At 42.6% G+C, this 26,435-nt stretch carries 27 protein-coding genes; 4 read left to right on the plus strand and 23 right to left on the minus strand.

Annotation, left to right across the window (positions count from 1 at the left end; all coding sequences use genetic code 11):
• Nucleotides 1-43: 43 nt before the first annotated feature.
• Both ACFQU8_RS02390 and ACFQU8_RS02395 read right to left on the minus strand, forming a co-directional pair.
• Complete coding sequence (locus ACFQU8_RS02390; RefSeq protein ID WP_382357567.1) at nucleotides 44-481, minus strand: DUF86 domain-containing protein; 438 nt, start codon at nucleotides 479-481, stop codon at nucleotides 44-46.
• 108 nt (nucleotides 482-589) lie between these two features.
• Nucleotides 590-2,236 (minus strand): alpha-keto acid decarboxylase family protein, encoded by a 1,647-nt coding sequence (locus ACFQU8_RS02395; protein ID WP_382357568.1) that lies wholly within the window; start codon nucleotides 2,234-2,236, stop codon nucleotides 590-592.
• Nucleotides 2,237-2,372: 136 nt separating this feature from the next.
• Here ACFQU8_RS02395 and ACFQU8_RS02400 point away from each other — a divergent pair, with 136 nt between their 5' ends.
• Together ACFQU8_RS02400 and ACFQU8_RS02405 are read left to right on the plus strand one after the other, a co-directional pair.
• Nucleotides 2,373-2,837, plus strand: coding sequence for a MarR family winged helix-turn-helix transcriptional regulator (locus tag ACFQU8_RS02400; protein WP_382357569.1), 465 nt, complete (start codon nucleotides 2,373-2,375; stop codon nucleotides 2,835-2,837).
• Between the two features lie 128 nt (nucleotides 2,838-2,965).
• A complete protein-coding gene (locus ACFQU8_RS02405) occupies nucleotides 2,966-3,223 on the plus strand; it encodes a hypothetical protein (RefSeq protein WP_382357570.1) in 258 nt (85 codons plus the stop codon).
• Between the two features lie 50 nt (nucleotides 3,224-3,273).
• On the opposite strand, the gene ACFQU8_RS02410 is transcribed toward ACFQU8_RS02405, so the two are convergent.
• Entirely contained in the window at nucleotides 3,274-3,549 is a 276-nt protein-coding gene (locus ACFQU8_RS02410; RefSeq protein ID WP_382357571.1) for a YutD family protein, read from the minus strand.
• A gap of 143 nt (nucleotides 3,550-3,692) precedes the next feature.
• Here ACFQU8_RS02410 and ACFQU8_RS02415 point away from each other — a divergent pair, with 143 nt between their 5' ends.
• Together ACFQU8_RS02415 and ACFQU8_RS02420 are read left to right on the plus strand one after the other, a co-directional pair.
• Nucleotides 3,693-4,274, plus strand: coding sequence for a YhcN/YlaJ family sporulation lipoprotein (locus ACFQU8_RS02415; RefSeq protein WP_382357572.1), 582 nt, complete (start codon nucleotides 3,693-3,695; stop codon nucleotides 4,272-4,274).
• A gap of 84 nt (nucleotides 4,275-4,358) precedes the next feature.
• A complete protein-coding gene (locus ACFQU8_RS02420; protein ID WP_382357639.1) occupies nucleotides 4,359-5,282 on the plus strand; it encodes a M23 family metallopeptidase in 924 nt (307 codons plus the stop codon).
• A gap of 91 nt (nucleotides 5,283-5,373) precedes the next feature.
• Here ACFQU8_RS02420 and ACFQU8_RS02425 read toward each other — a convergent pair whose 3' ends face one another.
• The 20 genes from ACFQU8_RS02425 to ACFQU8_RS02520 form a co-directional block, all read right to left on the minus strand.
• Nucleotides 5,374-5,481, minus strand: a complete 108-nt coding sequence (locus ACFQU8_RS02425; RefSeq protein ID WP_382357573.1) for a MetS family NSS transporter small subunit — start codon at nucleotides 5,479-5,481, stop codon at nucleotides 5,374-5,376.
• A 1-nt stretch (nucleotide 5,482) separates the two neighbouring features.
• Nucleotides 5,483-7,021, minus strand: coding sequence for a sodium-dependent transporter (locus tag ACFQU8_RS02430; protein ID WP_382357574.1), 1,539 nt, complete (start codon nucleotides 7,019-7,021; stop codon nucleotides 5,483-5,485).
• 143 nt (nucleotides 7,022-7,164) lie between these two features.
• Nucleotides 7,165-7,962 (minus strand): sporulation protein YunB, encoded by a 798-nt coding sequence (gene yunB / locus ACFQU8_RS02435; RefSeq protein ID WP_382357575.1) that lies wholly within the window; start codon nucleotides 7,960-7,962, stop codon nucleotides 7,165-7,167.
• A 54-nt stretch (nucleotides 7,963-8,016) separates the two neighbouring features.
• The gene (locus ACFQU8_RS02440; protein ID WP_382357576.1) at nucleotides 8,017-8,319 is read right to left on the minus strand and encodes a YunC family protein; all 303 of its coding nucleotides are present in this window, start codon (nucleotides 8,317-8,319) and stop codon (nucleotides 8,017-8,019) included.
• A 65-nt stretch (nucleotides 8,320-8,384) separates the two neighbouring features.
• On the minus strand, nucleotides 8,385-9,785 hold the full coding sequence (locus ACFQU8_RS02445; RefSeq protein ID WP_382357577.1) for a bifunctional metallophosphatase/5'-nucleotidase: 1,401 nt from the start codon (nucleotides 9,783-9,785) through the stop codon (nucleotides 8,385-8,387).
• An 11-nt stretch (nucleotides 9,786-9,796) separates the two neighbouring features.
• Entirely contained in the window at nucleotides 9,797-10,561 is a 765-nt protein-coding gene (locus ACFQU8_RS02450; RefSeq protein WP_382357578.1) for a sulfite exporter TauE/SafE family protein, read from the minus strand.
• Between the two features lie 280 nt (nucleotides 10,562-10,841).
• Nucleotides 10,842-12,380: an acyl-CoA carboxylase subunit beta gene (locus ACFQU8_RS02455; RefSeq protein WP_382357579.1), complete on the minus strand. Its 1,539-nt coding sequence runs from the start codon at nucleotides 12,378-12,380 to the stop codon at nucleotides 10,842-10,844.
• Nucleotides 12,381-12,455: 75 nt separating this feature from the next.
• Entirely contained in the window at nucleotides 12,456-14,117 is a 1,662-nt protein-coding gene (locus tag ACFQU8_RS02460; protein ID WP_382357580.1) for a class I adenylate-forming enzyme family protein, read from the minus strand.
• 165 nt (nucleotides 14,118-14,282) lie between these two features.
• On the minus strand, nucleotides 14,283-15,221 hold the full coding sequence (locus ACFQU8_RS02465) for an MBL fold metallo-hydrolase (protein WP_382357581.1): 939 nt from the start codon (nucleotides 15,219-15,221) through the stop codon (nucleotides 14,283-14,285).
• A 37-nt stretch (nucleotides 15,222-15,258) separates the two neighbouring features.
• A complete protein-coding gene (locus ACFQU8_RS02470; RefSeq protein WP_382357582.1) occupies nucleotides 15,259-16,044 on the minus strand; it encodes an enoyl-CoA hydratase/isomerase family protein in 786 nt (261 codons plus the stop codon).
• A gap of 66 nt (nucleotides 16,045-16,110) precedes the next feature.
• Nucleotides 16,111-17,286, minus strand: a complete 1,176-nt coding sequence (locus ACFQU8_RS02475; protein WP_382357583.1) for an acyl-CoA dehydrogenase family protein — start codon at nucleotides 17,284-17,286, stop codon at nucleotides 16,111-16,113.
• 29 nt (nucleotides 17,287-17,315) lie between these two features.
• On the minus strand, nucleotides 17,316-18,185 hold the full coding sequence (locus ACFQU8_RS02480; protein WP_382357584.1) for a 3-hydroxyacyl-CoA dehydrogenase family protein: 870 nt from the start codon (nucleotides 18,183-18,185) through the stop codon (nucleotides 17,316-17,318).
• 77 nt (nucleotides 18,186-18,262) lie between these two features.
• Nucleotides 18,263-19,867 (minus strand): long-chain-fatty-acid--CoA ligase, encoded by a 1,605-nt coding sequence (locus ACFQU8_RS02485; RefSeq protein ID WP_382357585.1) that lies wholly within the window; start codon nucleotides 19,865-19,867, stop codon nucleotides 18,263-18,265.
• Nucleotides 19,868-20,003: 136 nt separating this feature from the next.
• Nucleotides 20,004-21,653 (minus strand): long-chain-fatty-acid--CoA ligase, encoded by a 1,650-nt coding sequence (locus tag ACFQU8_RS02490; RefSeq protein ID WP_382357586.1) that lies wholly within the window; start codon nucleotides 21,651-21,653, stop codon nucleotides 20,004-20,006.
• A 15-nt stretch (nucleotides 21,654-21,668) separates the two neighbouring features.
• Entirely contained in the window at nucleotides 21,669-22,643 is a 975-nt protein-coding gene (locus tag ACFQU8_RS02495) for a quinone oxidoreductase family protein (RefSeq protein WP_382357587.1), read from the minus strand.
• Nucleotides 22,640-23,425: a 2-phosphosulfolactate phosphatase gene (locus ACFQU8_RS02500; protein WP_382357588.1), complete on the minus strand. Its 786-nt coding sequence runs from the start codon at nucleotides 23,423-23,425 to the stop codon at nucleotides 22,640-22,642. Before ACFQU8_RS02500 ends, ACFQU8_RS02495 begins: the two co-directional genes overlap by 4 nt.
• A gap of 6 nt (nucleotides 23,426-23,431) precedes the next feature.
• The gene (locus ACFQU8_RS02505; RefSeq protein ID WP_382357589.1) at nucleotides 23,432-24,499 is read right to left on the minus strand and encodes a phosphotransferase family protein; all 1,068 of its coding nucleotides are present in this window, start codon (nucleotides 24,497-24,499) and stop codon (nucleotides 23,432-23,434) included.
• 12 nt (nucleotides 24,500-24,511) lie between these two features.
• Nucleotides 24,512-24,913: an acyl-CoA thioesterase gene (locus ACFQU8_RS02510; RefSeq protein ID WP_382357590.1), complete on the minus strand. Its 402-nt coding sequence runs from the start codon at nucleotides 24,911-24,913 to the stop codon at nucleotides 24,512-24,514.
• A 110-nt stretch (nucleotides 24,914-25,023) separates the two neighbouring features.
• Entirely contained in the window at nucleotides 25,024-25,593 is a 570-nt protein-coding gene (locus ACFQU8_RS02515; RefSeq protein WP_382357591.1) for a TetR/AcrR family transcriptional regulator, read from the minus strand.
• Nucleotides 25,594-25,651: 58 nt separating this feature from the next.
• Nucleotides 25,652-26,428, minus strand: coding sequence for an SDR family oxidoreductase (locus tag ACFQU8_RS02520; RefSeq protein WP_382357592.1), 777 nt, complete (start codon nucleotides 26,426-26,428; stop codon nucleotides 25,652-25,654).
• Nucleotides 26,429-26,435: the final 7 nt, after the last annotated feature.

Below are 26,435 nucleotides of genomic sequence, written 5' to 3' on the forward strand. Positions count from 1 at the left end.
GTGTGACTGCGAGTTATTGCGGTTTAAATACTGTTTCCTCAGCTCACTCGTTGGAAAAGGCATTCGCCACACCTAATTCGGTATCCAGATAATGTCTGACATGTGAACTAAATTGTGCAAGGGTATCTTGATGCTGCTGAAGTGTATCAATCAGCTGCTGATAGTCCACATGCAGATAGTCTTTGACCACCATTTTCCGCAAACGGATAACGGTCTTATAAGCTTCTTCTTCGTTCTCTGGCAGAACCTCTTCATCGATCAATATATCGATAATATCCTCAAAGCCACCCGGATCACGCATAATGAAGCCATCTATCATCATATTTCCGACATCAAGCATTGACTCAATCGTCAGATGCACCGTACGTTCAAGGTATAGTTTCTCGGCAAACGTCGTAAACGAATGCTTACCAACCTCCTCTAGAAGCTGATCCATATAATTTAATATCGCCTCAATTTGCCCTCTATCAACGAAATACATGTTAATCACTCCTGACTCATAATCAATCCTATCATATCACACAAAGGAATCATCATACTGTACAAAACATGCACCCTTTTAAACAACAAGGGTGCATGAATCATTTCGTTATTCATTTTGTGCGGCGAACGCCTTGCTCACTTCTTTTAGATTGTCCGGAGCATCCAGCACACGCATCATGACTTCAATAAAATGCATCTTATCCGGCTGATTGGTTATTTGGGAAAATGCATCAACAAGCTGTTGTTCTGTTTCCACGAAGTGTGTCACCACTTCATCTTCAGCTCCAAATACACGCGGCAAGTCACGATAATGCCACATCTTGATAGTATTGTAGGAGGCATCTTCCCCATGAATCATACGTTCTACCGTATAGCCATCATTATTAATACAGAATATAATCGGCTTGATGTTTTCCCGGATCATCGTTGACAGGCTCTGAACAGTCAACTGTACGGATCCATCACCAATCAGCAAAATGTTACGCCGGTTTTTATCAGCTAATTGCGTTCCCAAAAGCGCGCCAAGTGTATAACCAATCGAACCCCATAGCGGCTGGCCAATAAATTGGCTATTGGCTGGCAGTTTCATGGTATAGCCCCCGAAAAAGGACGTCCCCTGCTCTGCCAGAATCACGTCGCCAGGACGCAAGAATTGATTCATTAAATTAAAGTAATTGTTTTGTGTCAGCTCCTTATCACTAGCTTCAATACGCCCAGCAGGCCGATAAGTTTCAAACGATGCTTCATTTCGAAAATCAATTTGTTGATTCAAAGCATTGAGACTTTCGAGAAGCGGAATACCTTCCATCGCATTTTCATGATCATCAAATAAACGATGGTTGATAACGATCATATCAGCTTCATTAAAACCATAACTAAACCCAGATGTCGCTGAATCCGTTAATTTAGCACCAATATTCAGCACAAGGTCGCTTCCATCCACATAGTTTTTGACACGCTCCTCAGAAACGGCACCGGCATACATGCCAATATAGTTTTCATGCGTTTCCGCAAAAGCGCTTTTTCCAAGTGACAGCTGCACTGCCGGAATATGTTTTTCTTCACTGAATGTCTGAAGTGCTTCATGAGCACGAAAGCTGTTGATTTCATGACCGGCAATAATAACAGGCTGTTTTGCCTGGTTCAGGCGTTCCTGCACCGATTGCACCATCTTATCGAGTGCATCTGAATGGTCAGCTTCTATAAGAGAGACTTGATGATTGGCTGGTGTCAATGGCATAGCAGCCACATCAATAGGCAAATGAATATGAACTGGACGTTTTTCACGCATGGCCAGCTGGATGACCCTTGGAATCTCCTCTTGTGCATTCACTTGCGTAATATAGGCTTGTGCACACGTTATCGGTTTAAACATTTTCCGAAAATCATCATAGCGGCCTTCACCCAAGGTATGATGCACATATTTTTTCTGGTTTTCTACATTCGTTGTTGGCGCTCCTGTAATAGCAACCACAGGAACACGTTCAGCGTAGGCACCAGCTATGCCGTTCATAGTGCTTAGTTCGCCGACACCAAATGTGGTTACAAGCGCTCCAATGCCATTAACACGTGCATAGCCATCAGCCGCATAACTGGCATTTAATTCATTCGTGTTTCCAATCCATTCCATATCCGGATGCTCTGTAATGGTGTCAAGAAATGTTAAGTTAAAATCTCCAGGAACACCAAAAGTCTTATCAACACCAGCTTTACTCAATTCATCTATTAAAAAATGCCCTACTGTATAAGTCATGAGAATACCTCCTTGAGCTCTTCGCCTATATTATAAGCGCTGAAGGCAATAAAGGTCAACATACTTGACTTTTATTGTCATTTTGGAGTACCTCATATATAATTTGAAACAAAGAGTTTACAAAAAAGGTGATAGCATGACGGAAAAAGATGATTATAATCTAATGTTATTTCATTTCGCTTATCAGACATTTATTAAAACAGCAGATGAAATCATTGAAAAATATGGTATGAGCAGGCAGCACCACCGCTTTTTATTTTACATATCAAAAATGCCTGGCATTTCGGTTAAAGAACTCCTCGACTTTCTGGAAATAACAAAACAAGGATCACACCGGACATTCAGCAAATTAAAAACGGAACAGCTGATTGAGGAATATCAAGCAAATGATGATAAGCGCATCAAGAGACTTTATCCAACTCAAAAAGGAAAAAACCTTGTACAAATATTAAACGAGGAACAAAACAAATTGCTGACAAATGTATTTGAAGACGCCGGATACGAATGGTTTAATGTGATGGAAAGATTAGCCCACAAGCGGGAAGGATTCAGAACGATCCAAGCAAAATATCAGCTTGGCGAGGAAAAAGATGAGTTTTAACCATCGATGCTAAATTAAGGATGTCACTGGCCAATCATATTGGAAAATATAGTCTTTAATTGTTGATATAGGAAAAATTACTTTGTTTAAATGCGGCACAATAGTGATTAAGAAAGGATGTGAAACAAATGGGAAAAAATGATAAAAAACAATACAGTAATTTTAAAAATGTAGAAGATCAGCAAGAATTAATTCCTGAAGAATTTCCGGAGGGACCATTCGGCTCAGAATTTAATGATCATGTGTCAAAAGGGAGTAAATCCACTCCATGGAAAGAAGGTCAGAAACGTAAGAGTGCATTTATTTATCCGGATAAAGAGCAGCACGATGATCTGCCCAGACAGGCTCCTGGATCACATCCGCTGCATGATGAACCGGACGATTAAACACCAGGGTGAACCGAGGAGGGCAAGCGGCTGCTAGTCGCCGGTTGCCCTTATTTGTTAACTTTTTTCAAAATAAAATAAGCACAGCCAAAATTGCAATGTTCATATAAGTAATCATCCAGAGTGCTTATTTTAGTATCAAAATCGGCGCTTGGGTTTTGGTCATCATAAAATCCTTTTAGACGCAGCTGATCATAACCCCAGTCACCTACAACAAAATCATATTTGGACAAAATCTCAGAAAAACGTTTGTTTAAACGTTCTTCATCAAAACCATCCTTTTCATTTTCAATAATCTCATACGTTTTCCCCTGTATCTCAATCAATACCATCACCTCATGACACATCAAGTTTATCACACGTCGAAAATCTCACCAATATTTTCGCCAGCATGCTGTATGTTTTCATGCTGATTCAAACAAACTAAGTCAACAGAACATGTTGCATCCACAGCATAAGGAGGATTGTCATGACAAAACGATTGCTTATTCCAATGTCTCTGCTTATAGCTATCCTGGTAGCAGGCTGCGCCAATACCGACAAGGCATCTGATAATGATCGCCCTCAAGCCGACGAACACCAACAAATTACTGATGAACTGGATCCAGATCAAAAGACAACACCATCCAACCCATCTGGTGAGGACAAGCTGGGATATGTCCATTATACAAAAGAAGATGTTGATAACGCTGCTGATAAGGGGCAGCAATCCATTGACATTGACCGAACCAGTCTGGCGAATATGATTACACGGATTGTATTAGAGAATGAGGATTTCGACGAAGCTGCAACTCTTGTAACGGAAGATAAAACGCTTATTGCTTATGGCAAGCAAGATAATTTAGATAACAACGAGGCGGCAGATATAGTCAACAAAACAGCTGTATCTATTCTGCCAGGATATTTTGACGTTTATATTTCTGACAACGAAGCTCTGATCCCCGACATTCAGAGCCTGCACAATTCACGAATACAGGACAATGATTATGATAATACGATCAATCAAATCATTGATCGCATGCAGGAATCCCCACAAGGAACGGATACCTAGTGCTTGCTTAAATTTTCTAAGGATCACAAGGAGGTGTGAACCGGTGTGCGTAAGAGACTATCCCTTCTCATGACTGCTGTTTTCATGTTCGGTATTCTTACTCATCCTGTTCTGGCAGATAATGCACAGAATATACAAGAGAAACGTATGGTGCTCTATAAAAAGACAGCTGCACTGACCCAAATCCCCTGGTATTATTTGGCCGCAATTGATCAGTATGAACGAAACAGCTCTGACGACGTTAAGGATGAACAGCTTATATCAATTGCATTCCCAGATGAATTGTGGTATGGAATCGGCAACAGTGCTATGATCAATGATCGCAGCATTATTCAATTTTTTCATGGAAAAGGCAAGGACGGAAACGGCAATGGTAAGGCCGATCCCGATAATCCAGAAGATGCTTTGTACACAATGGCCAATCTTTTGCTGGAGTATGGCCGATCCCGGGATCAAATCAAAATGGCCATCTGGCGTTATTATAAGCGGGACTTAACGGTCCAGACCATTATGAATACGGCCGCAATTTTCAAGCAATTTAATCGGCTCAAATTGACAGAACGCGCTTTCCCGCTTGATATGTCCTATAATTATACAACGAAAAATAATTGGGGCGACACCCGGGGATTTGGCGGGCTGCGGATGCATGAAGGATCCGACATCTTCGCAGATCATGGAACGCCTGTCAAAGCAACAACGTACGGAGTTATTGAAATGAAAGGCTGGAACTTATATGGAGGCTGGCGGCTGGGCATTCGGGATATTAATAACGTTTATCACTATTACGCTCATATGAGCAGTTATAAAGATAACATTCATACAGGGCAGATTGTTGAACCCGGCGACACCCTGGGTAAAGTCGGTTCAACCGGCTATGGCCCACCAGGAACATCCGGTAAATTTCCGCCACATCTTCACTATGGCTTGTATCAGGATAATGGATACGATGAATGGTCCTTTAATCCCTATCCCTATTTACAAAAGTGGGAACGGCAAGAATCAGACTAGATGCCAATCCATAAATATGCCTTGTTCACAACATAAAAGGGAGCCATTACCGCAGCCGGTAAAGACTCCCTTTTTTGGATACTAAGTGATACTACTTTCGTTTGCCAGCTTTTTTAACTGCGTTCGTAATACTGGCAGTCAAGCCTCCCCAAATAATCAGCATTGATACAATCATCAATGTAATTGCTCCCCCGGTCATATTACTTCGCCTCCCTTGTATCTTGTGTTTTATGTTCGTCTGCATTCTTCGACGCACGCCATTTCAGCAAGGAAATAATAATGCCAACGATTAGGGCCCCAGCAGCAACTAACCAGCCACTGGACAATACAAATAGATCCGAATAGCCTCCATAATTGCCACTTGGTTTATCAAATAACTGCAGCAAATTCTTTCTGAACAGATCAAACATGGTGAAGCCCAAGACAATCGGGGTAATGACACTAAGGCTAAAGGTCCACCAGCCACCAAGTCTGATATCAGAAACACTATTGGCATGTTCTTTGAATTCGCCCAGCTTACGCAGAACCCAAGCGATCAGGACGACCTCGACCAATCCAATAAAGGCTATACCGAACTGATTAATAAAGTAATCGACAGCATCAAGGAAGTTTATGCCTCCCCGTGTTGCAAATACAAGGGAAACGAGTGCGGCAGTACCTCCGCCTATCAGGACAGCCTTTTTCCGGGAAATATTCAGCTTATCTGACAAGCCTGCTACATAGGTTTCAATAATTGATATCAGCGATGACATACCTGCCAGTACGAGCGATGCAAAGAATAAAAACCCAAATAATTCATTAAGTGCTGGAAACTCGTTAATAATTTGCGGAAAGGCAACAAATGCCAGACCGATGCCACCATCAACAACTTCATTAATAGGAACATTCTGCTGGACAGACATAAAGCCCAGGACTGAAAACACGCCAATACCGCATAAAAGTTCGAAACTCGAGTTTCCAAAACCGACAATAAAGGCGTTGTTCGTTATGTCCGATTTTTTCGGTAGATAACTGGAGTACGTAATCATAATAGCAAAGGCAATTGACATACTAAAAAATATTTGACCATACGCTGCTATCCAGACTTGCCCATCCAATATGGCATCGAAATCAGGTGTAAAAAATGCATTTAACCCTTCAATTGCTCCGGGCAATGTAAGAGCACGAATAACAATTAACAGAAAAACCACAACCAGTGTCGGGATAAAAATCCGATTAGCCATTTCGATACCTTTTCGCACGCCCCGGTAAAGCACACCAAGGACAACCAGCCAAACGATAACTAATGGAATGAGAACACCAGGCACAAAACCGCCAAATTGGCCAGCTTCAACCATTTCCAAATGGTTATTGTACAAAAAGTTTTCTGTATCAGAACCCCAGTTCAAATTGAATGAAAAAATTGAATAAGATATTGCCCAGGCAATAATAACCGAGTAATAAGTCGAAACAACAAAGGCTATTAGGACACCCCACCAGCCTACCCATTCTGTCTTTTTGTTCATGTTCTTAAACGTTAATGGTGACGAGCCACGGTATTTGTGACCCATGGTGAATTCCATGATCAGAATCGGGATGCCGGCAGTCAGCAATGCGACCAGGTACGGGATCATAAAGGCACCGCCGCCATTTTCGAAGGCTGTCGTCGGAAAGCGCCAAATGTTACCAAGTCCCACTGCTGAACCGATTGCAGCCAAAATAAAACCTGCTCTTGTCCCCCACTGAGAACGTGTTGACATAGTTAAAACCTCCCAAACGCTAAATTGTTTAGTTTTTTCTGATATTTGTTTCCTTATTATACTGTCAGGTCTTCACTATGTCAACATAATATTTAGAATTTTTATAAACTTAAAAAAAGATCTGTTATCCAGACTCTAACAGATCAGTTCTTTTCGTCTCCAGTGATGGAATTTTTAGGCACAGAGATAGAAGGATTATCACCATCACCTTCGCCATAAAAGTCAGGAATATCACCCATTACCGCTCCGCCATCGATATAAATTTCCGTTTCAACAGTTGTGACATCGGTCATAAACGGGATAATAATTTGGACATCTGCTTCAACCTTGACATATAATGATAACCATGAACCGTTTATTCCCAGCGGCTCCTCTTCCCGAATAATATTTGTACGCACATTACCGACAAATTCCAGATTAATTGGGATCTTCGGGCCGAGATTGGCGAGAATCGTATTCCCAGTAGCTTCACCAATCGGGATTTCCACAACAGTTGGATCTTTAGAAGGCAAATTATCGGTCGTATCCTCAAATTCCTCCGGTTCAAACAGCGAATTTTCGTAGTCCGGGGGCTCGCCAGTGTTCATATAACGAAAATATTCTTCAACCCGATCCGTTGCGACCCGATTAATTTCACTGATAGCAGCTTGATCCCAGTTATAAGTAGCGACTTTTCCTTCATCATCATATGTAATATTAACGACATCATCATAATTGTAATTTTGTGCAAACCTCACGGCTGAGTTAATACCACGTGTTGCAAATTCCTCTGTCTTTCGGTCAGCAATACTCTTTAATGCCGGCGTAATTCCCCTATCAATAATCACGATCGTCAGAAAAACGATTAAAACAAATATGATCACTGTTAATACAAAAACAACGGGCAGCGGAAGCGGTGTTCCAGATCGTTTTGGTTTATGGAATGTAAGACGCTTTCGCAACGTAATCCCCCTCTCAAAACAGCATATGCTTGTTTTAAGAGGGGTAGAATCTCATCAGGCTATTTTGAGCAGTGCATCTTTGCCGGTCATACCTGGTTCCCAGCCGTATACTTTCGAAGCATTCGTTATTTTTTCCAGAGGTGCCTCCAACAGCTCATCAATTGTTTTGACACCTGCGGCACGACCGGAAATCACCTTCCTGTCAGCAAGCCGATCATTTAAAAGATCAACATCCAACGCGCCGCACATAATGTAGCCGACCTCGTTTGAAATAACCAGCAGTGTTGTCCGGGGCAATTCCACTGTTACGGCCGTATACTGCATTCCTTCAATTTCCAGCGGATTAACAGTCATCATGATGTTTATGCCTCCCTTATCCAATACAGGATATGGTATGCATGAACAAATCATCATGTCACTCATTAATCAGCCGGCACTTTGTGACGCAATGTGTACGTAAGCAAATCACGCAAAAATTCCGGAAGAACATAGTGCTTATCTTCCGCATTAGCAATTTCCGGCAGAAGCCGCCCGAATGTAAAGGTATCAGCTGTTGCAATGCGGTATTGTTTTGCCGGGTCAAGCGGCATACCCTGATAATAAACCGATTCAAGATATTCACTGCCATCGTCCCGCACGACCGTCTGAACATCAAGATCTGAATAAATCATTTGACCAAGGATTTCACCGCGAAATCCAAAACCTTTCAGCTTTAATTCCGTAAAATCTTTGCTTAAGGATGCCCGAATAACTTCTGTCAATTCCGCACCGTTAAGTTCCACCATACAAGGATTAATTGGGTGTGGACAGATACGGTGGATGTCTTTGTGCGTCACAAAACCAGCTGGTATTTGATCCAGCAACACACCAGCATTCAGCATTGCTGCATCTGCATGTGTCCATTCTTTAAGGGTATCCGTTAATTTCTGCATGATTTCCGTATGCTGAAACCATTTAACTTCTATCGGTTCCGCCAGTTCAATCACTGGTTTTCCAAGGAGGTCGTCGGCTTTTTCAGTCAATGTATTTAATGTTTCCTCTGCTGCCAAATCCCGAGGCTGTTCTGTCATATCATAAACGGCAGCCGTTTTATCAATGAGCTCCTGCCTCGCATGATCCCACGTCAGCTCCACTTCACCAGCGAATCCGCAATGCTTGCCAGCAGCTGTGATGAGTGTATTTTCCACTGTTTCGCCATTTCTCAGCAAGTGATGCGTATGGCCGCCAATAATGACATCTATAGCTTTAAAGCGGTGAGCAATTTTCTGATCCTGGCTAATGCCCAAGTGTGACATTAATACAATAATATCTGCTGATTCTTTCATATGATTCAAGTGCTTTTCCAGCGTTTCAAATGGTGCCGAAATATGCCAGTCAAGCAATTCATAAAAGGCATTAAATGGTGCAGTCAAGCCAATAACGCCAATTCTTATACCGCTATCGGATTGCAGATAAACAGTCGATTGCAGCCACTCCGGTTCAGTTTCAGTCATACTCTGCAAATTCGCACAAACAACCTGGAACGCTGCATCATCATATAAATGATAAAGTTCATCATGTGACATCGTAATCCCTTCATTATTGCCAAGCGTTGCCAGATCATAGCCGACATCATTCATTAATTGCACATTCGCTTTCCCCATAAACGCTTCGGCGACCGGATGCACCCGGTCCACATGGTCACCAATATCCATTATCCAGGAGGCTTGATTCTCACTTGCTCTCCGGGCTTTCGCTTCCTTTAAAAAGCCTGCAACCTGTGGCCAATTGTTAAAATTACTGTGTAAATCATTTGTATAGTAAAAATAAAGCTTTTCCTGCATTGATAAACTCCTTACATCAATCCTTCAAAAATTAGCCTGATACCAACAACAATCAACATTATACGCAGAATCCACTCCAGAACATTGCTTTTAATGTGTTGATTAACTTTAGCACCTATTGTGCCGCCAATCCAGGCTCCGACAATAAAGAAGATAACATACTCCCACTCAATATGACCTAAAGCGATATGTGTTCCGGCACTCATAATGCTGATAAAGACAATGACAAACATGGACGTCGCTGCAGACGTGTGAACAGATAAACCAAACAAGAAGATCATTGCTGGAACAATGATAGCACCGCCGCCAATACCGAATAAACCGGAGAGAACACCTACAATGAGTGAAATGATGACGACAGAAACGATTGGTGTTTTCGACCGCTCTTCACGCTGTCTATCCCGTTTCAGTAAAAACAGGAACGATAGTGCAATCATTAAAATGCCAAAATACAATGTGAAGTGGTCCGTATTTATAAATTGATTCAGCCATGAGCCAAGAATGCCGCCTGGAATGCTGCCAATTAAAAATAACAGGCCAATACGACTATTAATCTGCCCATTTCGATAGTAGGAAATGGATGATGAAATAGCTGTAAACACAATTGAAATCAGTGATAATCCAACGATCACCTGTGGCGTTGCCCAAGCAAAAGCATCTGAGTATGAATGCAAAAACAGCATGACCGGGATTACAATAACACCACCGCCTAAACCAACAAGGCTTCCGATAAACGCAGCAATTAACGCCACGACAATACAAATGACATAAAGCATTAAAATCCCTCGCATCTTATAACTTCATCCATATTAGCATGAATCAGACTGAATTGATATAATTTGAACTGTTCTGGCTTTCCTCAGCACCGCAATCTAAGCTTGTGCTGACAGCCTTCCTCACTAGTCCTTCGTAAACCGCTGCACATTAAAAAACCCTGTCATGATTCATTATATGACAGGGCTTCTAAAGGTTAAAGCAATTAGCCGGGTTTATTATGTTGTATAAATGCTGACGATATGCTCAATCAAATTTTCTTAAATAAATTCTCTTTTAAAGTCAAAATCCTGTTGGCCAGTTAGCTAATGATTTCTCACTGATTGTACCATTTCGGGCACAGCAAAACTCCAATGTTTGACTAAGAAACTTTCTCGTATCTCTTGGATCTATCACATCATCAATTAAATGCTTGCTGGCCGCTTTATATGGAGAACTATCACCTCCCCAAGTTCCCAATAGTTCTGAACGCTTTTCGTGGACATTATCCGCATGTTGTAATTCGTCACCATAAACGACATTAATTCCGACTTCCGGCCCTGTAAAATTAATCTCAGCTGTTGGCCATGCTACAACAAAGTCAGCACCCATTGTAGGTCCGCACATATTACCGTAAGCAGCACCAATACTTTTACGGATAATAACTGAAATCTTTGGTACAGTCGATTGTGCCAATGCCTGGTTCCATACCATAATTTTTGTTGGTATCTTCCATTTTTCCGCATCACTTGATACACGGAAGCCAGGTATGTCGTGTAAAAATACAAGTGGTATATTGTATGAATCACACAGGCAGATAAAATCAGTAGCTTTTTCACACTCCTTAACGCCAGCTGAACCTGCAAATTGCATAGGCTGGTTCGCAATCATACCAACTACTCTGCCATCTATTCTGGTCAAAACAGTAATCAGCGCTTTGCCATAGTCAGGTTTTAATTCAAAATAGTCACCGTCATCTACAATAATCTTAATGACTCTTTTCATATCATAGGCACGTTTGGTCCTGGTTGGTACAATACTTACGATTTCCTCTAAACTGCGATGAGGGTCATCAGCTGTTTCCCGGTGAATTGGCTCTTCCTGTGAATTTTGTGGCATGTAATCCAAAAAGCGTTTCATACTTTCAATCGCATCTTCTTCCGTTTCAGAGAAATGATCAGCTTGCCCCGTATATTCGGCATGTATATCCCAGCCCCCCAATTCCTCGTTTGAGACTTTTTCACCGGTTGCTACTTCCAGCATCCGGGGGCCAGCCACAGCCATTGTCGTTCCTTTAACCTGGCTTACGAAATCAGAAGAAACGGCTGTCCATGTGGGACCACCAAAACTGTCTCCCAAAATTGAAGTGATCATCGGCACTTGCCTATGATGTTGTAATAATTCTTGGTGAAACAGCATTTGGCTTATACCATCAGATCCCATACCATCTGGCATACGCAAGCCGCCGCCTTCCATTAAGTTGAACATAGGCAGACCTCGCTTTATAGCCAGGTCATGCAATGCTCGCGTTTTACGAAAATAAACCATCCCCTCTGTACCAGCAAAAACTGTTCTGTCAGCAACCTGAAGAGCAATTAAACGGCCATTGACTTTTGCGAGTCCAGTGATAACTCCATCACCAGCACTATTTGTTTCTTCACCGTCCTGATCCGAATGTGCCAGTTTACCCAATTCTAAGAAGGAACCTGAATCTATCAATTTTTCAATCCGCTCTCTAGCAGTATGAAACCCCAGTTGATGCTGTTTTTCTAATTTCTGAAGACCTCCTCCGAACCTTGCATTATCTTTTCTTGTTAATAGATCTTCAATTTCTTTTTCCATCCCAGTTCTCCTTTATTATAATGTTAATAAAATCACAGATCTTTAAAAGCATTTACCCTTACATAATTTTCAATACTATTCTTTAAGGAGTCTCCGTAATACTTTTCCTGAGCTGGTTTCTGGCAGACTATCGATAAACTCAAATGACCTCGGATATTTATAAGCAGCCATTTTCTCCTTTGCCCACTCCATCAAATCATTTTCACTGATTTCACCTTCGAATGAGGGATTTAAAACAACAAACGCTTTGACAATTTCTCCTTTGGAATCATCCGGAACCCCAACACAGGCGACCTGAGAAACTGCCTTATGATCACTTATCATCGCTTCCACATCATCCGGAAATACACTGAACCCTGAAGATTTAATCATTTCTTTCACGCGCCCTTTGAAATACATATAGCCATCCTCATCTAATTGCCCGATGTCACCTGTGAATACCCAGCCATCCTGGAGTATTTCGTCCGTGGCATCAGGTTGATTAAGATAACCTTTAAATACTCCAGGATTTTTAACCGCAATTTCACCCTCCTTACCTGGTGGCAAGTCTTCTCCAGTTTCCATATCAACAATCCGCAACGCTGTATCATATGTGGCAATACCGCATGTTCCATATTTGATGTGCTCAATTGGCATGAAAGTATCACATGTATGTGTTTCACTTAAACCATACGAGGCTTCCAGCAGGATACAACCATCTGTTAATTTTCTCCATTTCTTGGCTAACTGTTCATCAACCTGTATCCCAAAACTGGTAGCAAAATTTAGTTCAAGTGAACTCAAATCTCTCTTTTCAATTTCCGGATAATTCAATATCGCAGCATTCATCGTTGCGACTGTATATAATTTATTAATTTTATACTCTTCAATTGCCTGGATAGCTGCACCAGGATCGAAGCGTGTAAGCAGAACGCAAGAAAGTGCCCTGTAAACTGGAACATTTACTCCCATAACCATCCCAGCAATATGAGTTAATGGCGCTGAAGCCAATGATTTGTCCGTTTGTTCTAATCTGTAACTTTGGACAGTTGCAGCTGTCTTAAATAAGGCATTCCCATAAGTCAACATTGCACCCTTGGGTCTTCCTGTAGTTCCTGAGGTGAACACCATGAGTCCAACGTGTCCAACGTCATTCCAAATATCAATTGGTTCTAATTCCATTAAAGGATCAACGGAGTCAATCATCCTTTTCATATCATGAGCACTCTCACAATCTTTCTTCTTCATTGATAATTCTTCAGGAATAGGCAGTTCTGGCGCTTTAGGAAGAAAATCAGCATAATTTGTCGTAACTAAAAATTGAAGAGATGGCGCATTATCCTTGATATTTTCAATCCGCTGATATAATTCATCACCGGAAACTATCACTTTAATCGCAGCTTCATTGATGAAATAATCCAGCTCACTTTCTTTATACATCGGGTTCAACGGCACAACTACAGCTCCAATCATTTGAATGGCATAATGCGCTATCAAATATTGCGGACAGTTTTGCATAAATAGGCCAACACAATCACCTTTACCAACTCCCTGGACCTTAAGAAAACCGGAAAAACGGCGTGTGTATTCCTCTAAATCTTTCCAAGTGATATTATTTCCATAAAATATATAACCGGGTTGGTTCGGCAGCTCCTTGGCATTTTGAATGAGGTACTCATGCAATGGCTTTTCGCCTAATCGATAATCCAATTCTTCTTGGAGTCCTTTAGGCCAACTTTTTTTCAAAACGTCTTGCATTATTTAACCCCCCCCTTAATAATTTACTCAGTGGCTGTTAGCAGTACATCTCTCCCACACTTTGATACATTTTTATGATTACTCTTACTTGAATAAATGTCTCGCAAAATATCAAGTCCTCCCATGGCTAGCCACAATGCTCTTACAGTCCTTAATAGTTAACTCTTATAAAGAATACCAGTACTTCCCATAACGAAGTTCCCTTTCACACTCTCCCTTGTATCGTAAATATTCCAGATGTGCCAGAGTCTCGCCAACCGCAAACCGCATCTCGTGGACGGTAAGCTCTTTCCGGAACAGGCTTTGACAGACACTGTACACTGTATTGCCATTGCCGATTGATTCCAAAGTCTGTTGCAGCCGCTCATCATGATGTGATTTAATTTCCTCAATCCGATCATTTGCGCCATGAAAGGGATCACCATGGGAAGGTATAACGAAATCAGCTTCAACTTTCTCAATCTTATCCAATGACTCCAGATAGCGCGCCAATGGGTTTGGCTCGCCATGAAACCAATACGAAATATTTGGGGTGATCTTTGGTAAAATGTGATCAGTTGATAACAGCATATCTTTTTCTTTGTTATAAAATGTTATCAAACCATCCGAATGTCCCGGTGTTGAAATCACCTCATAGTCATGTTTGCCAAAGGACAAGATAGCGCCATCCTCCAAAAAATGGTTCACTTCCGGGTATGGTGTGATTCGCGAGATAAAGTCCTCTGTGTTCGCCTGCATTTGTTTTGCCTGATCGTCCGGAATATCCGCCAGCAGATAATTTCCTGAAAGTTCATCTAAAAACGCTTGGTTCCAAGCGTTTTTAGCAGCGTCGTAATCAATTTCCGACATGGAAACGCGTGCATTATGTTTTGCCTGCAATCCGCCAGCATACCCAAAATGATCCGGATGGTAATGTGTTACGATAATATCTGTAACATTTTTCCTGCTCAATTCCGTCTCCCATCTATTAACTGTCTGCTGATTATGCAGACCGGCATCGATGACTGTCCAGCCTTGTTCTCCTTCAGCAAGAAAACAATTTACATGATCAAGACGGAACGGAAGGTCGAGTGTAATACGCTTTAAACCGTATTCTTCCAGCACGTTTCATCACCCCTGTTCAAACATTAACGTCACATGATTACGTTCTAAAATTCGGTTCCCGCTTTTCTTTAAAAGCCTGAACCCCTTCTTCATGGTCATCTGTTGATATGACCGAAGCCTGCGTAATTCGTTCTTGTTCAAGAATGGTTTCTAAATCCAGATTAAGCGACTGATCAACTAAGCTCTTCATGAAACCGTATGCCGTTACAGGGCCAGAAGCCATTTTTACGGCAAAATCATGAACGTTTTCCTGTAATTCATCTAGCGGATACAAATGATTAACTATTCCTAATTCATAAGCCTTCTCAGCTGCTATCGGTTCAGCGCTGAACAAAAGCTCTTTCGTACGATAGGGACCAATGATTTTTGGCAGAAAGTAATGGCCGCCCCCATCTGAAATTAACCCAACTTTGGAAAAACTTAAAATAAAATTAGTTTCCTCTGAAGCAAGAATCATATCGCAAGCGAGTGCAAGGTTAAAACCAGCTCCCGCCGCAAAACCATGAACTGCAGCAATAATTGGTTTATCCAAATTTTTTATAGAAAGAATTAATTCGTTTAATTCTCCAATATGATCATAAACGTCCAAAGGTGGCTGTTTTCCCATTGTTTTGACATCTCCACCTGCACTGAATGCGCGTCCTGAACCAGAAATAACAATGGTACGGACTGTTTCGTCATGACGGGCCTCAGTAAGTGCTTCTTTTAGACCTGTCATCATGTCCGGGCTGAATGCATTCAAACTGTCCGGCCGGTTCAGGGTCAGATAGAGTACCCCTTCCTTTGTAGTCGTTAATAAATGGTCATTGCCTTGTATCGCCATTTTTATCCTCCTCAATTTATGATGACTGCGCTCATACTCCATAGCATTGTACTCACTGTTTTGCAGCTAGATAGACTGCCCTATTTTCACATTTCCTTTTAACAGATTTCGCGAAATAATTAACCGTTGTATTTCATCCGTCCCGTCATAAATGCGCCATAACCTGGCTTCACGGTACCACCGTTCAATCGGCAATTCCTTTGTGTAACCCATGCCTCCATGAATCTGAAGTACACGGTCAACAACCCGGTTGCCCATATTCGATCCATAGAGTTTAGCCATCGATGCCTGGTGCCGGTTATCCTCTCCCTGATCGAGCGTAAAAGCAGCATTCAAAACGAGCCATTTTGCCGCTTCAATCTCAACCGCTGAATCTGCAATTTGCCATTGAATCGCCTGTCTGTCGGAAATGGGCCGGCCGAACGTCTCCCGTTCTTTTGAATAATCGACAGCCATCTGCAACAGACGCTCAGCAGCGCCTACTGCCGATGCGCCAACAACCCATCTGGCGAAGCCGATCCATTCCAAGCCAAGCTCATAACCCCCGCCCACGTCACCTAAGATATTTTCTTCCGGCACTCGGACATTATCAAAAATCAAGTTGGCGGGACCCCATTCACCCATAGTATCGATATATTCTGACTTCCAGCCCATTTCTCGGTCAACAATAAAGCATGTGACACCCTCTCTGCCTGTTTCTTGATGTTTGTCTTTATCGGTAATGGCTATTACCATCACAAAATCTGCTTCGTTTCCGCCTGTAATAAATGTCTTTTCCCCGTTTATGATCCATTCATTTCCGTCCTTAACTGCTGTCGTTTTGATATTTTTTGTATCTGATCCTGCACCAGGTTCAGTCATGGCAAAACAAGATTTTTTCTCTCCATTAAGGGTTGGGATTAGATATTTCTCTTTCTGTTCGTGATTACCATAATACAGAATATTATCAGCGGAACCTCCAAATTGAAACGGCACAAACGTTTTAGAGACTTCCATCAGCACAACCGCCATCATCGTTTGTCCGATGTCGGCTCCTCCGTATTCGCTTGGCGTGTTAATGCCCCAGAATCCGGCTTCTTTGGCTTTCGCTTGAAGTTCCTCCATTTTTTCGGGTGGCAAACTTGGCTTTCCTGCCCGTTCATTTCGCAGCACTTCATTTTCAAGTGGAATCAATTCTTTCTCCACAAATTTCCGGATTGTTGTCTGCACCATTTTCTGTTCTTCTGTCAAACGTAAATACATGAAATCACTCCTTCTGTAACATGCTATTGTCACGCTTTTCTATAGTCATACCAGCCTTTTCCCGTTTTACGTCCGAGATTGCCCGCTTTCACCTTCTCTTCCACCGATTTGGCAGGCTTAACCTTTGGATCGCCGGTTTCCTGGTAAAGCTGCATGTTTGCATAGTAACCGACGTCAATTCCTGACAAATCCATTAATTCAAACGGCCCGAGCGGATGACCAAGTGCCTTTTTAGTAATAACATCAATAGCTTCAAAGTCGGCATAGCCATTTTCATATAAATACAAGGCTTCATCCGAAATGGCAAATAACAAGCGATTTGCTATGAATCCATAAATTTCTTTTTCCAGTAAAACGGCTTTACGGTCGATTTGTTCACAGAAATCCATCACCGTTCGGGCTGTTTCTTCAGACGTTTGGTCGCTCTTGACCACTTCGACACAATCCATGACAAGCGGCGGGAAAAAGAAGTGCATGTTGATCACTTTCTCAGGTCTGGATGTCACGTCAGCGATTTTAGAATTCACAATTGACGAGCTATTTGTTGCTAAAATCGCCTCCTTAGGTGCATGTTTATCCAGTTCGGAAAACACTTCCCGTTTAACATCGACTTTTTCCACCACCGCTTCGATAACCAAATCCGCATCCGTTACAGCTTCTTGTAAACTCGGAGCCGTATGAAGATTTGTAAAGGCAATCTGTTTTGTTTCCGCAGTAATCTTATTCTTATCGACCCAATCGTTCATGCGTGCTTCCAGCGTCTCCTCAGCTTTGGATAATGCACTGTCATCAACATCCTGCAGATACGTATGAAACCCGCCAAGGGCACAGAGCATCGCAATTTGATGCCCCATGGACCCGGCACCGAGAACTGCTACTTTATGAATGTTTGCTGTCATATAATCCTCCCCTTATCGACTAACTGTTCAGTATTTTCAGTCAAGTGAGAACAGATTGGTCCTCCCGCCTTTTACTTCTATTCAGTACTCTCTTCTCTGATTTTTCGCCGCAATATTTTTCCAACATTGGTTTTCGGTAATTCATCCCTGAATTCAATAATACGCGGTACTTTATACGCAGCCGTATTTTGCCGGCAATAATCCATTAAAGCTTCTTCAGAGACTGTCTCCCCTTCTTTCAGAACGGCTACTGCTTTAACAGTCTCGCCGCGGTAGGGATCAGGTACACCGACGACGACCACTTCCTGTACAGCTGGATGTTCATACATCATTTCTTCTACATCGCGTGGATAAATATTGTACCCGCTCGCAATGATAAGATCTTTCTTCCGGTCAATAACATAGGCATAGCCTTCCTCATCCATGTAAGCAATGTCGCCGGTGTAAAGCCAGCCGTCACGTAACGTATTGGCAGTTTCCTCCGGCATGTTCCAATAGCCTTTCATAACTTGCGGGCCTTTTACAATAATCTCCCCGGATTCACCCGGCGGCTGTTCAGTCATGCCGTCCGCTAAATCGACAATTTTGTAATCAGTCGAGGGAAACCCAATACCGATACTTCCCGGCTTCCTGGTACCAAACGCAGGATTACAATGAGTCGTTGGGGAACTTTCTGACAGCCCGTATCCCTCCAGTATGGCAGCGCCTGTTTTATCTTCAAATCTCCGCATAATTTCCTTTGGCATTGGTGCACTTCCGCTATTGCAAATTCGGATGCTGTCAATCCCGTATTGATCTGCTCTTGGATGATTCGCAATGGCTACATACATAGTCGGTACACCCGGAAAGCTTGTAGGCTGCCGTTCTTTGATCGTTTCCAATACATCATCCAGTTCAAATCTGGGCAGCATGATGCTCAATGATCCCGTATAAATGGAAAGGTTCATACAAGATGTCATACCAAATACATGAAACAGAGGTATAACCGTCAGAAAACGCTCTTTTCCGTATTCAATGGTATCTTTAAAAAATTCGTGGGATTGGATAACATTCGCCAGCAAATTACGATGTGTCAGCATAGCACCCTTTGAGCGTCCAGTCGTTCCACCTGTATATTGCAAGATTGCTACATCCGTAGACGGCTCAATATCAACAGGTACGGGCGGGTTTGTTGTTCTCTTAAGAAAATCTGTAAAATCGATAGCCTGACTGTCTTCCGTGCCAGAGCCTTCAAGGGTCACTTTAATCACGCGTTTAACAGACGTCTGATCAATAATCTGATTTAAAACAGGTAAGAAAGACTCATAAATAATGATCGTTTCTGCCCCTGAATCTTGCAAAATGAACGCCAATTCTTTGCCGACTAACATTGGATTAATTTGCGTAACAATTCCGCCTGCCTGCAGAACACCATAATAGCTGATGACATACTGCGGGCAGTTAGGAAGCATTAACGCTGCACGATCTCCCTTTAAAAACCCATCCTGCTGGAGAGCAGAAGTGAATGCCCCGGTTTGCTGTCCCAATTCGTTATAACTGATTTCCCGCCCATAAAATGAAAGGGCCTTATGTTCCCCGTATCCAGCAATCGTCTGATGCAGCATATCCGGAAGTGAATCATCGGGTATGTCGACCTCTTTTTGGAAATGCTCTGGGTAATGTTTCAGCCACACTTTATCCATGAAACATACGCCTCCTAAAAATGTTTTATGAGATAGCGCTTACATTTATAACGCTTGAAAACCAATTGACAGTTTGGATATCTATCCATTCATCCACCTATGGCACCTCCTTGTTTAAAATGAATTGTCTCGGCCATCAATTGTCTTTCTGCAGTTCTCTCCAAAGGATTTTGCCGCTGCTTGTTGTTGGAAAGCTGTCTCTGAATTCAACGATACGTGGATATTTATAGGCAGCCATTTGCCTTTTTGACCACTCAATAATATCATTTGCTGTTAGACTCTCTGCAGCATCAGACTCTGGAATCACAAAAGCTTTGACGGTTTCCCCTCGTTTTTCATCGGGCGCACTGACAACACACGCCTGCTGTATAGAAGGATGTTTATACAAAATAGATTCTACTTCTGTCGGCCATACTTTAAATCCAGCCGCATTGATCATCCGCTTCAGACGGTCAACAAGGAAAAAGTAGCCCTCATCATCTCTCTTTACAATATCTCCGGTTCGGAAAAATGTCTTGCCATCCAGGTCAATATGTGCCTTCTTATTATCCTCATCACGATTATGATACCCTTTGAACACCTGTGGCCCATTCACAATAAGCTCACCTTCTTCGTTCAAAGTCACTTCTTCTCCTGTAGAGGGATCAATCACCCGCGCATCGACATCGAATGACGGAATGCCAAGGCACTGCATTTTTGGCCGGTCAGGTGGATTGAAATGCGTGTGAGAGATAGTTTCCGATAATCCGTAACCCTCAACATATCTGAGTCCTGTACGTTTATACAGCTGTTCCCCCACTGCTTCAGGAAGCGGAGATCCGCCCCCGCCGATAACGTCAAGAGACGAAATGTCATAGTCTTCCAGATCAGGGATTGCCAGAAAGTCAATAAGCATTGTACTAATGTTAATCCAGTGAGAACAGCCATACGTTTCAATGGCTCTGGCAGCATAATTCCGGTCCCATCGCGTCAGCATTACCATGGAGCTTCCAGCTGCAATCGGTGCCAGTGCCGTATGCAGCAAACCTGTAACGTGAAACAACGGCAAGGTTGTCAGGGTAACTGTATCCGCAGTCATATTCATCCAATAAGAAGCGCCAAATGTGTTGGCTTGAATCGTGTTGTTCGTATGCACACATCCCTTTGGCAGCCCTGTTGTTCCTGACGTATAAGGAATCATGACAACGTCTTCTTTTGTTCCGCGATAAGAAGACGGCTTGCTTGTTTTGGCTAATGCTTCTTCCCAAATAACATCTTCAGGGAATGATTCAGGCGGATTTTTCACCTCCGGCGGCAGATCACCGATCGCTTTTTCCTTATCAATGTAGCTGACATAGGAAGCAACAATAATGGTTTCTAAGGAGGTTGTTTCTTTTAAGGGAGCTGCTTTGTCGTATAATTCTTGACCTGTAAGGGCATGACGAACCCCACAATCGTTCACATAAAAGGCAAGATCGTCTATGGTACTCATCGGATTAGCAGGGATTACAACCGCCTGTAATCGCAAAATGGCAAAAAAGCTTATCAAAAACTGAGGCGAATTTTGCATGAACAGCAACAGTTTATCATTCTTCTTGACTCCTAACTCAGCCTCCAGATAACCGGCAAGCTGTTCCACTTCATCTGCGAGCTGTTGGTACTTTAATGTTTTTCCATAATAATGGATGGCCGTTTTGTTTGGATACTTCTTACTGGATATAACTAGATTTTCGTATAAAGTCGTCTCTGGTAACGTTAAATGTTTCGGCAATCGGGCAGGCCAAAATTGATAATGAGCTGTATGCATTTGACTATCCTCCCTTTATGGTTTTAAAATCATTTTTCCTCTGGTTCGACGTTCTTGAAACAGGCGATGAACTTCTTTCGCTTCTGTTAAGGGATACGTACCGCCAATGGTCAGTTCCAGTTCGCCTTTTTCAGCATACGCCAACAGCTCCTGCAAACTGCTTTTAAACAGTTCCGGTTTCTGCATGATCTGCGGCAGAAAAAAACCAACAACGGATTGATTGCGCCGCATTAACGATGATGGATAGAATTTTGGCTGCTGTCCGCTTGCCACGCCATATACAACCATGCGTCCAAACGGTGCTAGGCATTTCAGCGTTTTATGGAAAACATCACCACCCGCCATTTCGAGCGCAACATCAACGCCTTTGCCATCCGTCACCTCGCGGACATGCTTTTCCCAGTTATCCTGGGAGTAATTAACCAGATGATCTGCCCCCATTTTCTCGGCAAAGAGCAGTTTTTCCGGTGTACTGGCTGTCGCAATCACTTTTCCCGCCCCAAAACGTTTGGCAAGCTGGACAGCCAATGAGCCAACACCGCCCGCTGCCGCATGAACAAGAACCGTCTCACCTTCTGCCAGTCTCCCCATTGTTTGTAAAATATGATAGGCACTTAGCCCCTGCAACGGAAGTGCAACCGCCTTTTCGAGTGATACGCCATCAGGAACAGGAATGAGTGAATCCGCTTTGGTTTTAACATATTCGGCATAACCACCAGATCCGATCAGCGAAGCAACGCGCGTTCCCTTTTCGACATTTCCTGCTTTATTACCAGTTTCTGTGACTTTCCCCACAACCTCCGTGCCTGGCGTGAAAGGCAGTTCAGTTGGGAGTACATATTCCCCTTCACGTCTGGCTATATCGGCATAATTGACGCCAATTGCTTCCACCTCAATGATCACATCATTATCACCTGGCTCTGGTTTCAGCTGATTCGTAACTTCCAAAACATCCGGACCACCATATTCTGTAAATTGGACGATTTTCATTTATTCAGGCCTCCTTCATTTGTTGCAGTACGATCAATAATTTCGCTGCTTAAAGAATTCACTGCATTATTTAATAGCGGCACGACATCCAGCTTTCCCAGCTGACTTACATATGCAACATCATCATATAATCCATATTTCGACAGCATGCCCCCAACAGCCGATTGCTCCAATATACTAACTGCCTGATCTGACATGTGTTCAAAGAGTAACGTTGCTGACAATGCACTGTCCGTCAAATCAACATTTTCCTGGCCAAATTCATTAATGAGACATGTAACAAAATAACCGGCTCCATAGTAATCTTCCAGACAAAACGTGTTTCTGGAACCTGAACAGACCACTACAATCGTCTCATCTTCATACGCGTTGACAATCCGTTTTCCCACAGCCGCTCCATTTAAAAGAGATGCTGTGTAAACCTTTTTCGCAGATGCTGCTTGGCGTATTGCGACAGTTCCGTTTGTTGTTGACAAAATGACGGTCTTACCAGATACACGTTCATTTAACGCGGACGGGACCGGATTCAGAAAACCTTCAATCGTCAGCCCATCACTTTCCCCGGCCAGCAATACATCGTCAGCCGACGCGTGGTTCAGCGTTTTTGCTTTATCCAGGGCCTCTCGCTTATCCAGTACCGGAATGACCTCCTTTGCACCGGAGGCGAGACAGGACGCGATAGTCGATGTTGCCAGAAGCACATCGAATACAACGGCTATTTTATTGCCGCTTATTTGATACTCATCGATTTCTTCCTTCTTCCAAAGCAGATGGATTTTCATGATACATCACACGCCTTTGGACGTATTCAGCGCGTATTGAACCAAATTAGCAACAAAGCGATTAAAATGAGCAAACCTGGGATCATCGGTTTGGCCTTTATGATACCGGTAATAAATTTGCTGACAAATAACAGCGAGTTTAAAATAGGAAAACGTCAGATAGAAATTAATAGTCGTTACATCTCTGCCGCTTTTTTTGGCATATGCATGCAAAAATTCCCGGCGTGTGTAAAAGCCCTCTTTAATGGTCGCAGGTGGTTGACCAAGACCCTTTTTCAACTCATCAGGATCGTCTGCCTGAATCCAGTAACTCAACGCAGCACCAACATCGGCGAGCGGATCCCCCACAGTCGCCATCTCCCAGTCAAATAACCCCGTCATATCACTAAAGTCTTCAGAAAACATGGCATTGTTTAACTTGTAATCATAATGGATCACTGACGGCTTCGCTGAAACAGGTATATGATTTTCCAGCCACTTCATGAGCTCTTCAACACCTGGTACATCATCCGTCTTTGAACGTTCGTAGCGCTTATTCCATCCGGCTACCTGACGCTCCATAAATCCATCCGGTTTGGTCATATTGACAAATTTCGTTTTCGTATAATCAATTCGGTGCAGTTCTACCAGCTTATCGACCATCAATTCCGAGACTTTTTTGCCCAAGGCTGGTTCATACGTGATATGATCGGGAAATTCAGAATCTATCACATTACCTTTTCGTCTTTCCATTATAAAAAAAGGACTGCCGACAATCTTTTCATTTTCAGAAAAAATATATGGTTTAGGCGCTGTTGGATAAAGGGGATGCAAGTTGGACAGCACCGCATACTCTCTGCCCATATCATGTGCTTTTGGTGCAACCGGACCAAGCGGCGGCCTGCGCAGCACCCCTTCCCATGCACCAACTGTCAATAAGTAGGTTAAATTGGAGTGACCAGCGCCAAATTGCCTGATTTCCAATGATTCGTCTGGTATTCCCTTAATATTTTCTGACAGGAAATGCTGAAGTTTTTCCTTATTCAGCCCTTCACCGTCCCGAACCTGAATCGTGTCACGGTATGCCGATTTCATACGTTTCCCTCCTCATGACGATGCTAGTTTTGCTTGCAGTTTTGCTTTGAATGAATCTGGAAGCTCTGCCGATTTTTGCTGTTCAATATCAAAGTACACGATGGTTGCTTGCCCTTTGGCAATTAAATGACCCGATGCCTTATCAAACATTTGGCTGATAAGGGTCACGCTTGTTCTGCCGATTTTTGTGACGGTTGTATCAATAGTTATGACATTTCCATAAAACCCCTGACGTATGAAGTCACATTTGGCTGAAACAAGTACGAGAGAAAAGTCTCCGTTTCCGACTTGGATTCCGAGTTCACCCAGAAATGTCAGGCGTGCTTCTTCCATATAAACAAAATAGGTCGCATTATTAATGTGTCCCAGCATATCTGTTTCAGCGACACGTGGTTTAACATCCATTTCTTTCACCTCATCTAACTTTGACCCGATTTAATAGAAATTACGGAGATCGGGATCGTTATTTTATACTATTCTGTCATTTTAGCTTTTATTACGCCTGTAAAGGAGCTGGGATCATGTCATTCTACAATTCCCGTCAGTATCATGTCTGCAAATATTTTTGACAGTTCTTCCGGCGAAACGTCGCCATCCGAATTAAACCAATTATAACTCCAATTCGTTACGCCCAGTATGCCAAATGCAATCATATCAACTTGCAGCCCCTGTCGGAATTCCCTATTCCGTACGCCTGTTTGCAGTACTTTTTCCACATTCAGACGAAAATCCTCTCGTCTCGCTTTAATATTCTTCGCATGGTCATCTGATAAATGGTGCATTTCCCGAAAGAATACACGGGCACTAGGCCCTTTATCGGCTATATCTGTTATTAATAAGCGAATAATACCGATGATTTTTTCTTTTTGTGTTCGTGCATCATTATCTATGATACGGCTCTGACGTTCTAATAAACCGGAAATATATTCATGATGTATATCCTTCAGAAGCTGCTTCTTACTCGTAAAATAGTAATAAAATGTTCCTTTCGTAACGCCCAATTCATCGACTATATCCTGGATGGACGTTTCACTGAAACCTTTTTCCCCGAATAATATGATTGCTTGCTGTGTTATTTGATCTTTCACGACCATTTCTCCTCTTATCTGTCAGTGTCTTCAGCTTTTAATAGTGTGATAGGCAGATTATAACTTAAAACGCATGCGCGCCACCATCAACTGTTAATATATCCCCGCTTACATAATCGGACGCACCAGAAGCCAGGAATAATACAGGTCCTTTCATATCATCATCACTGCCAAGGCGATTCAGTGGTGTGCTTTCAAGAATTTTATCCTGCCCTAACGCCAGCAATCCTTTGGACATCTTTGTCGGGAAAAATCCCGGGGCTATGGCATTCACATTAATATTATGCTGTCCCCACTTTGTCGCTAAATCTTTTGTGAATGTCATAATGGCCCCTTTACTGGTATTGTACCCAATCGTATCCATATATCTTGGGTCAGTTCCACCAAATCCAGCAGTTGAAGCAATGTTGATAATCTTCCCCCGTTTTTGCTCGACCATTTGTTTTCCTGCTTCCTGACTCATCAGGAATGTGCCGGTCACATTGACATTGATGACTTTCTCCCATGCTTCAGATGGCATATCCAGGACTGAAGCACCCCACGTTGCACCACTGTTATTGACTAAAATATCGATAGCACCAAAAGTCTTAACGGTTTCTTCAATAACATTTTGAACATCTTCACGCTTCGTAACATCGCATTCTAGTGGAATTGATTTGACCCCATAGTCTGTTTCCAGTTTTTCACTCATTTCTTCACAGGCATCCATTTTCCGGGAGCAGACAACAACATTCGCACCTGCCTCGGCTAATGTCCTGGCAATTTGCGCACCAAGTCCACGTGCTCCTCCGGAAACAATAGCCGTTTTCCCATCTAATTTAAAAAAATCAAATACACCCATATAGACT

This window comes from Lentibacillus kimchii, from assembly GCF_042666895.1.
Taxonomy (GTDB): Bacteria; Bacillota; Bacilli; order Bacillales; family Amphibacillaceae; genus Lentibacillus; species Lentibacillus kimchii.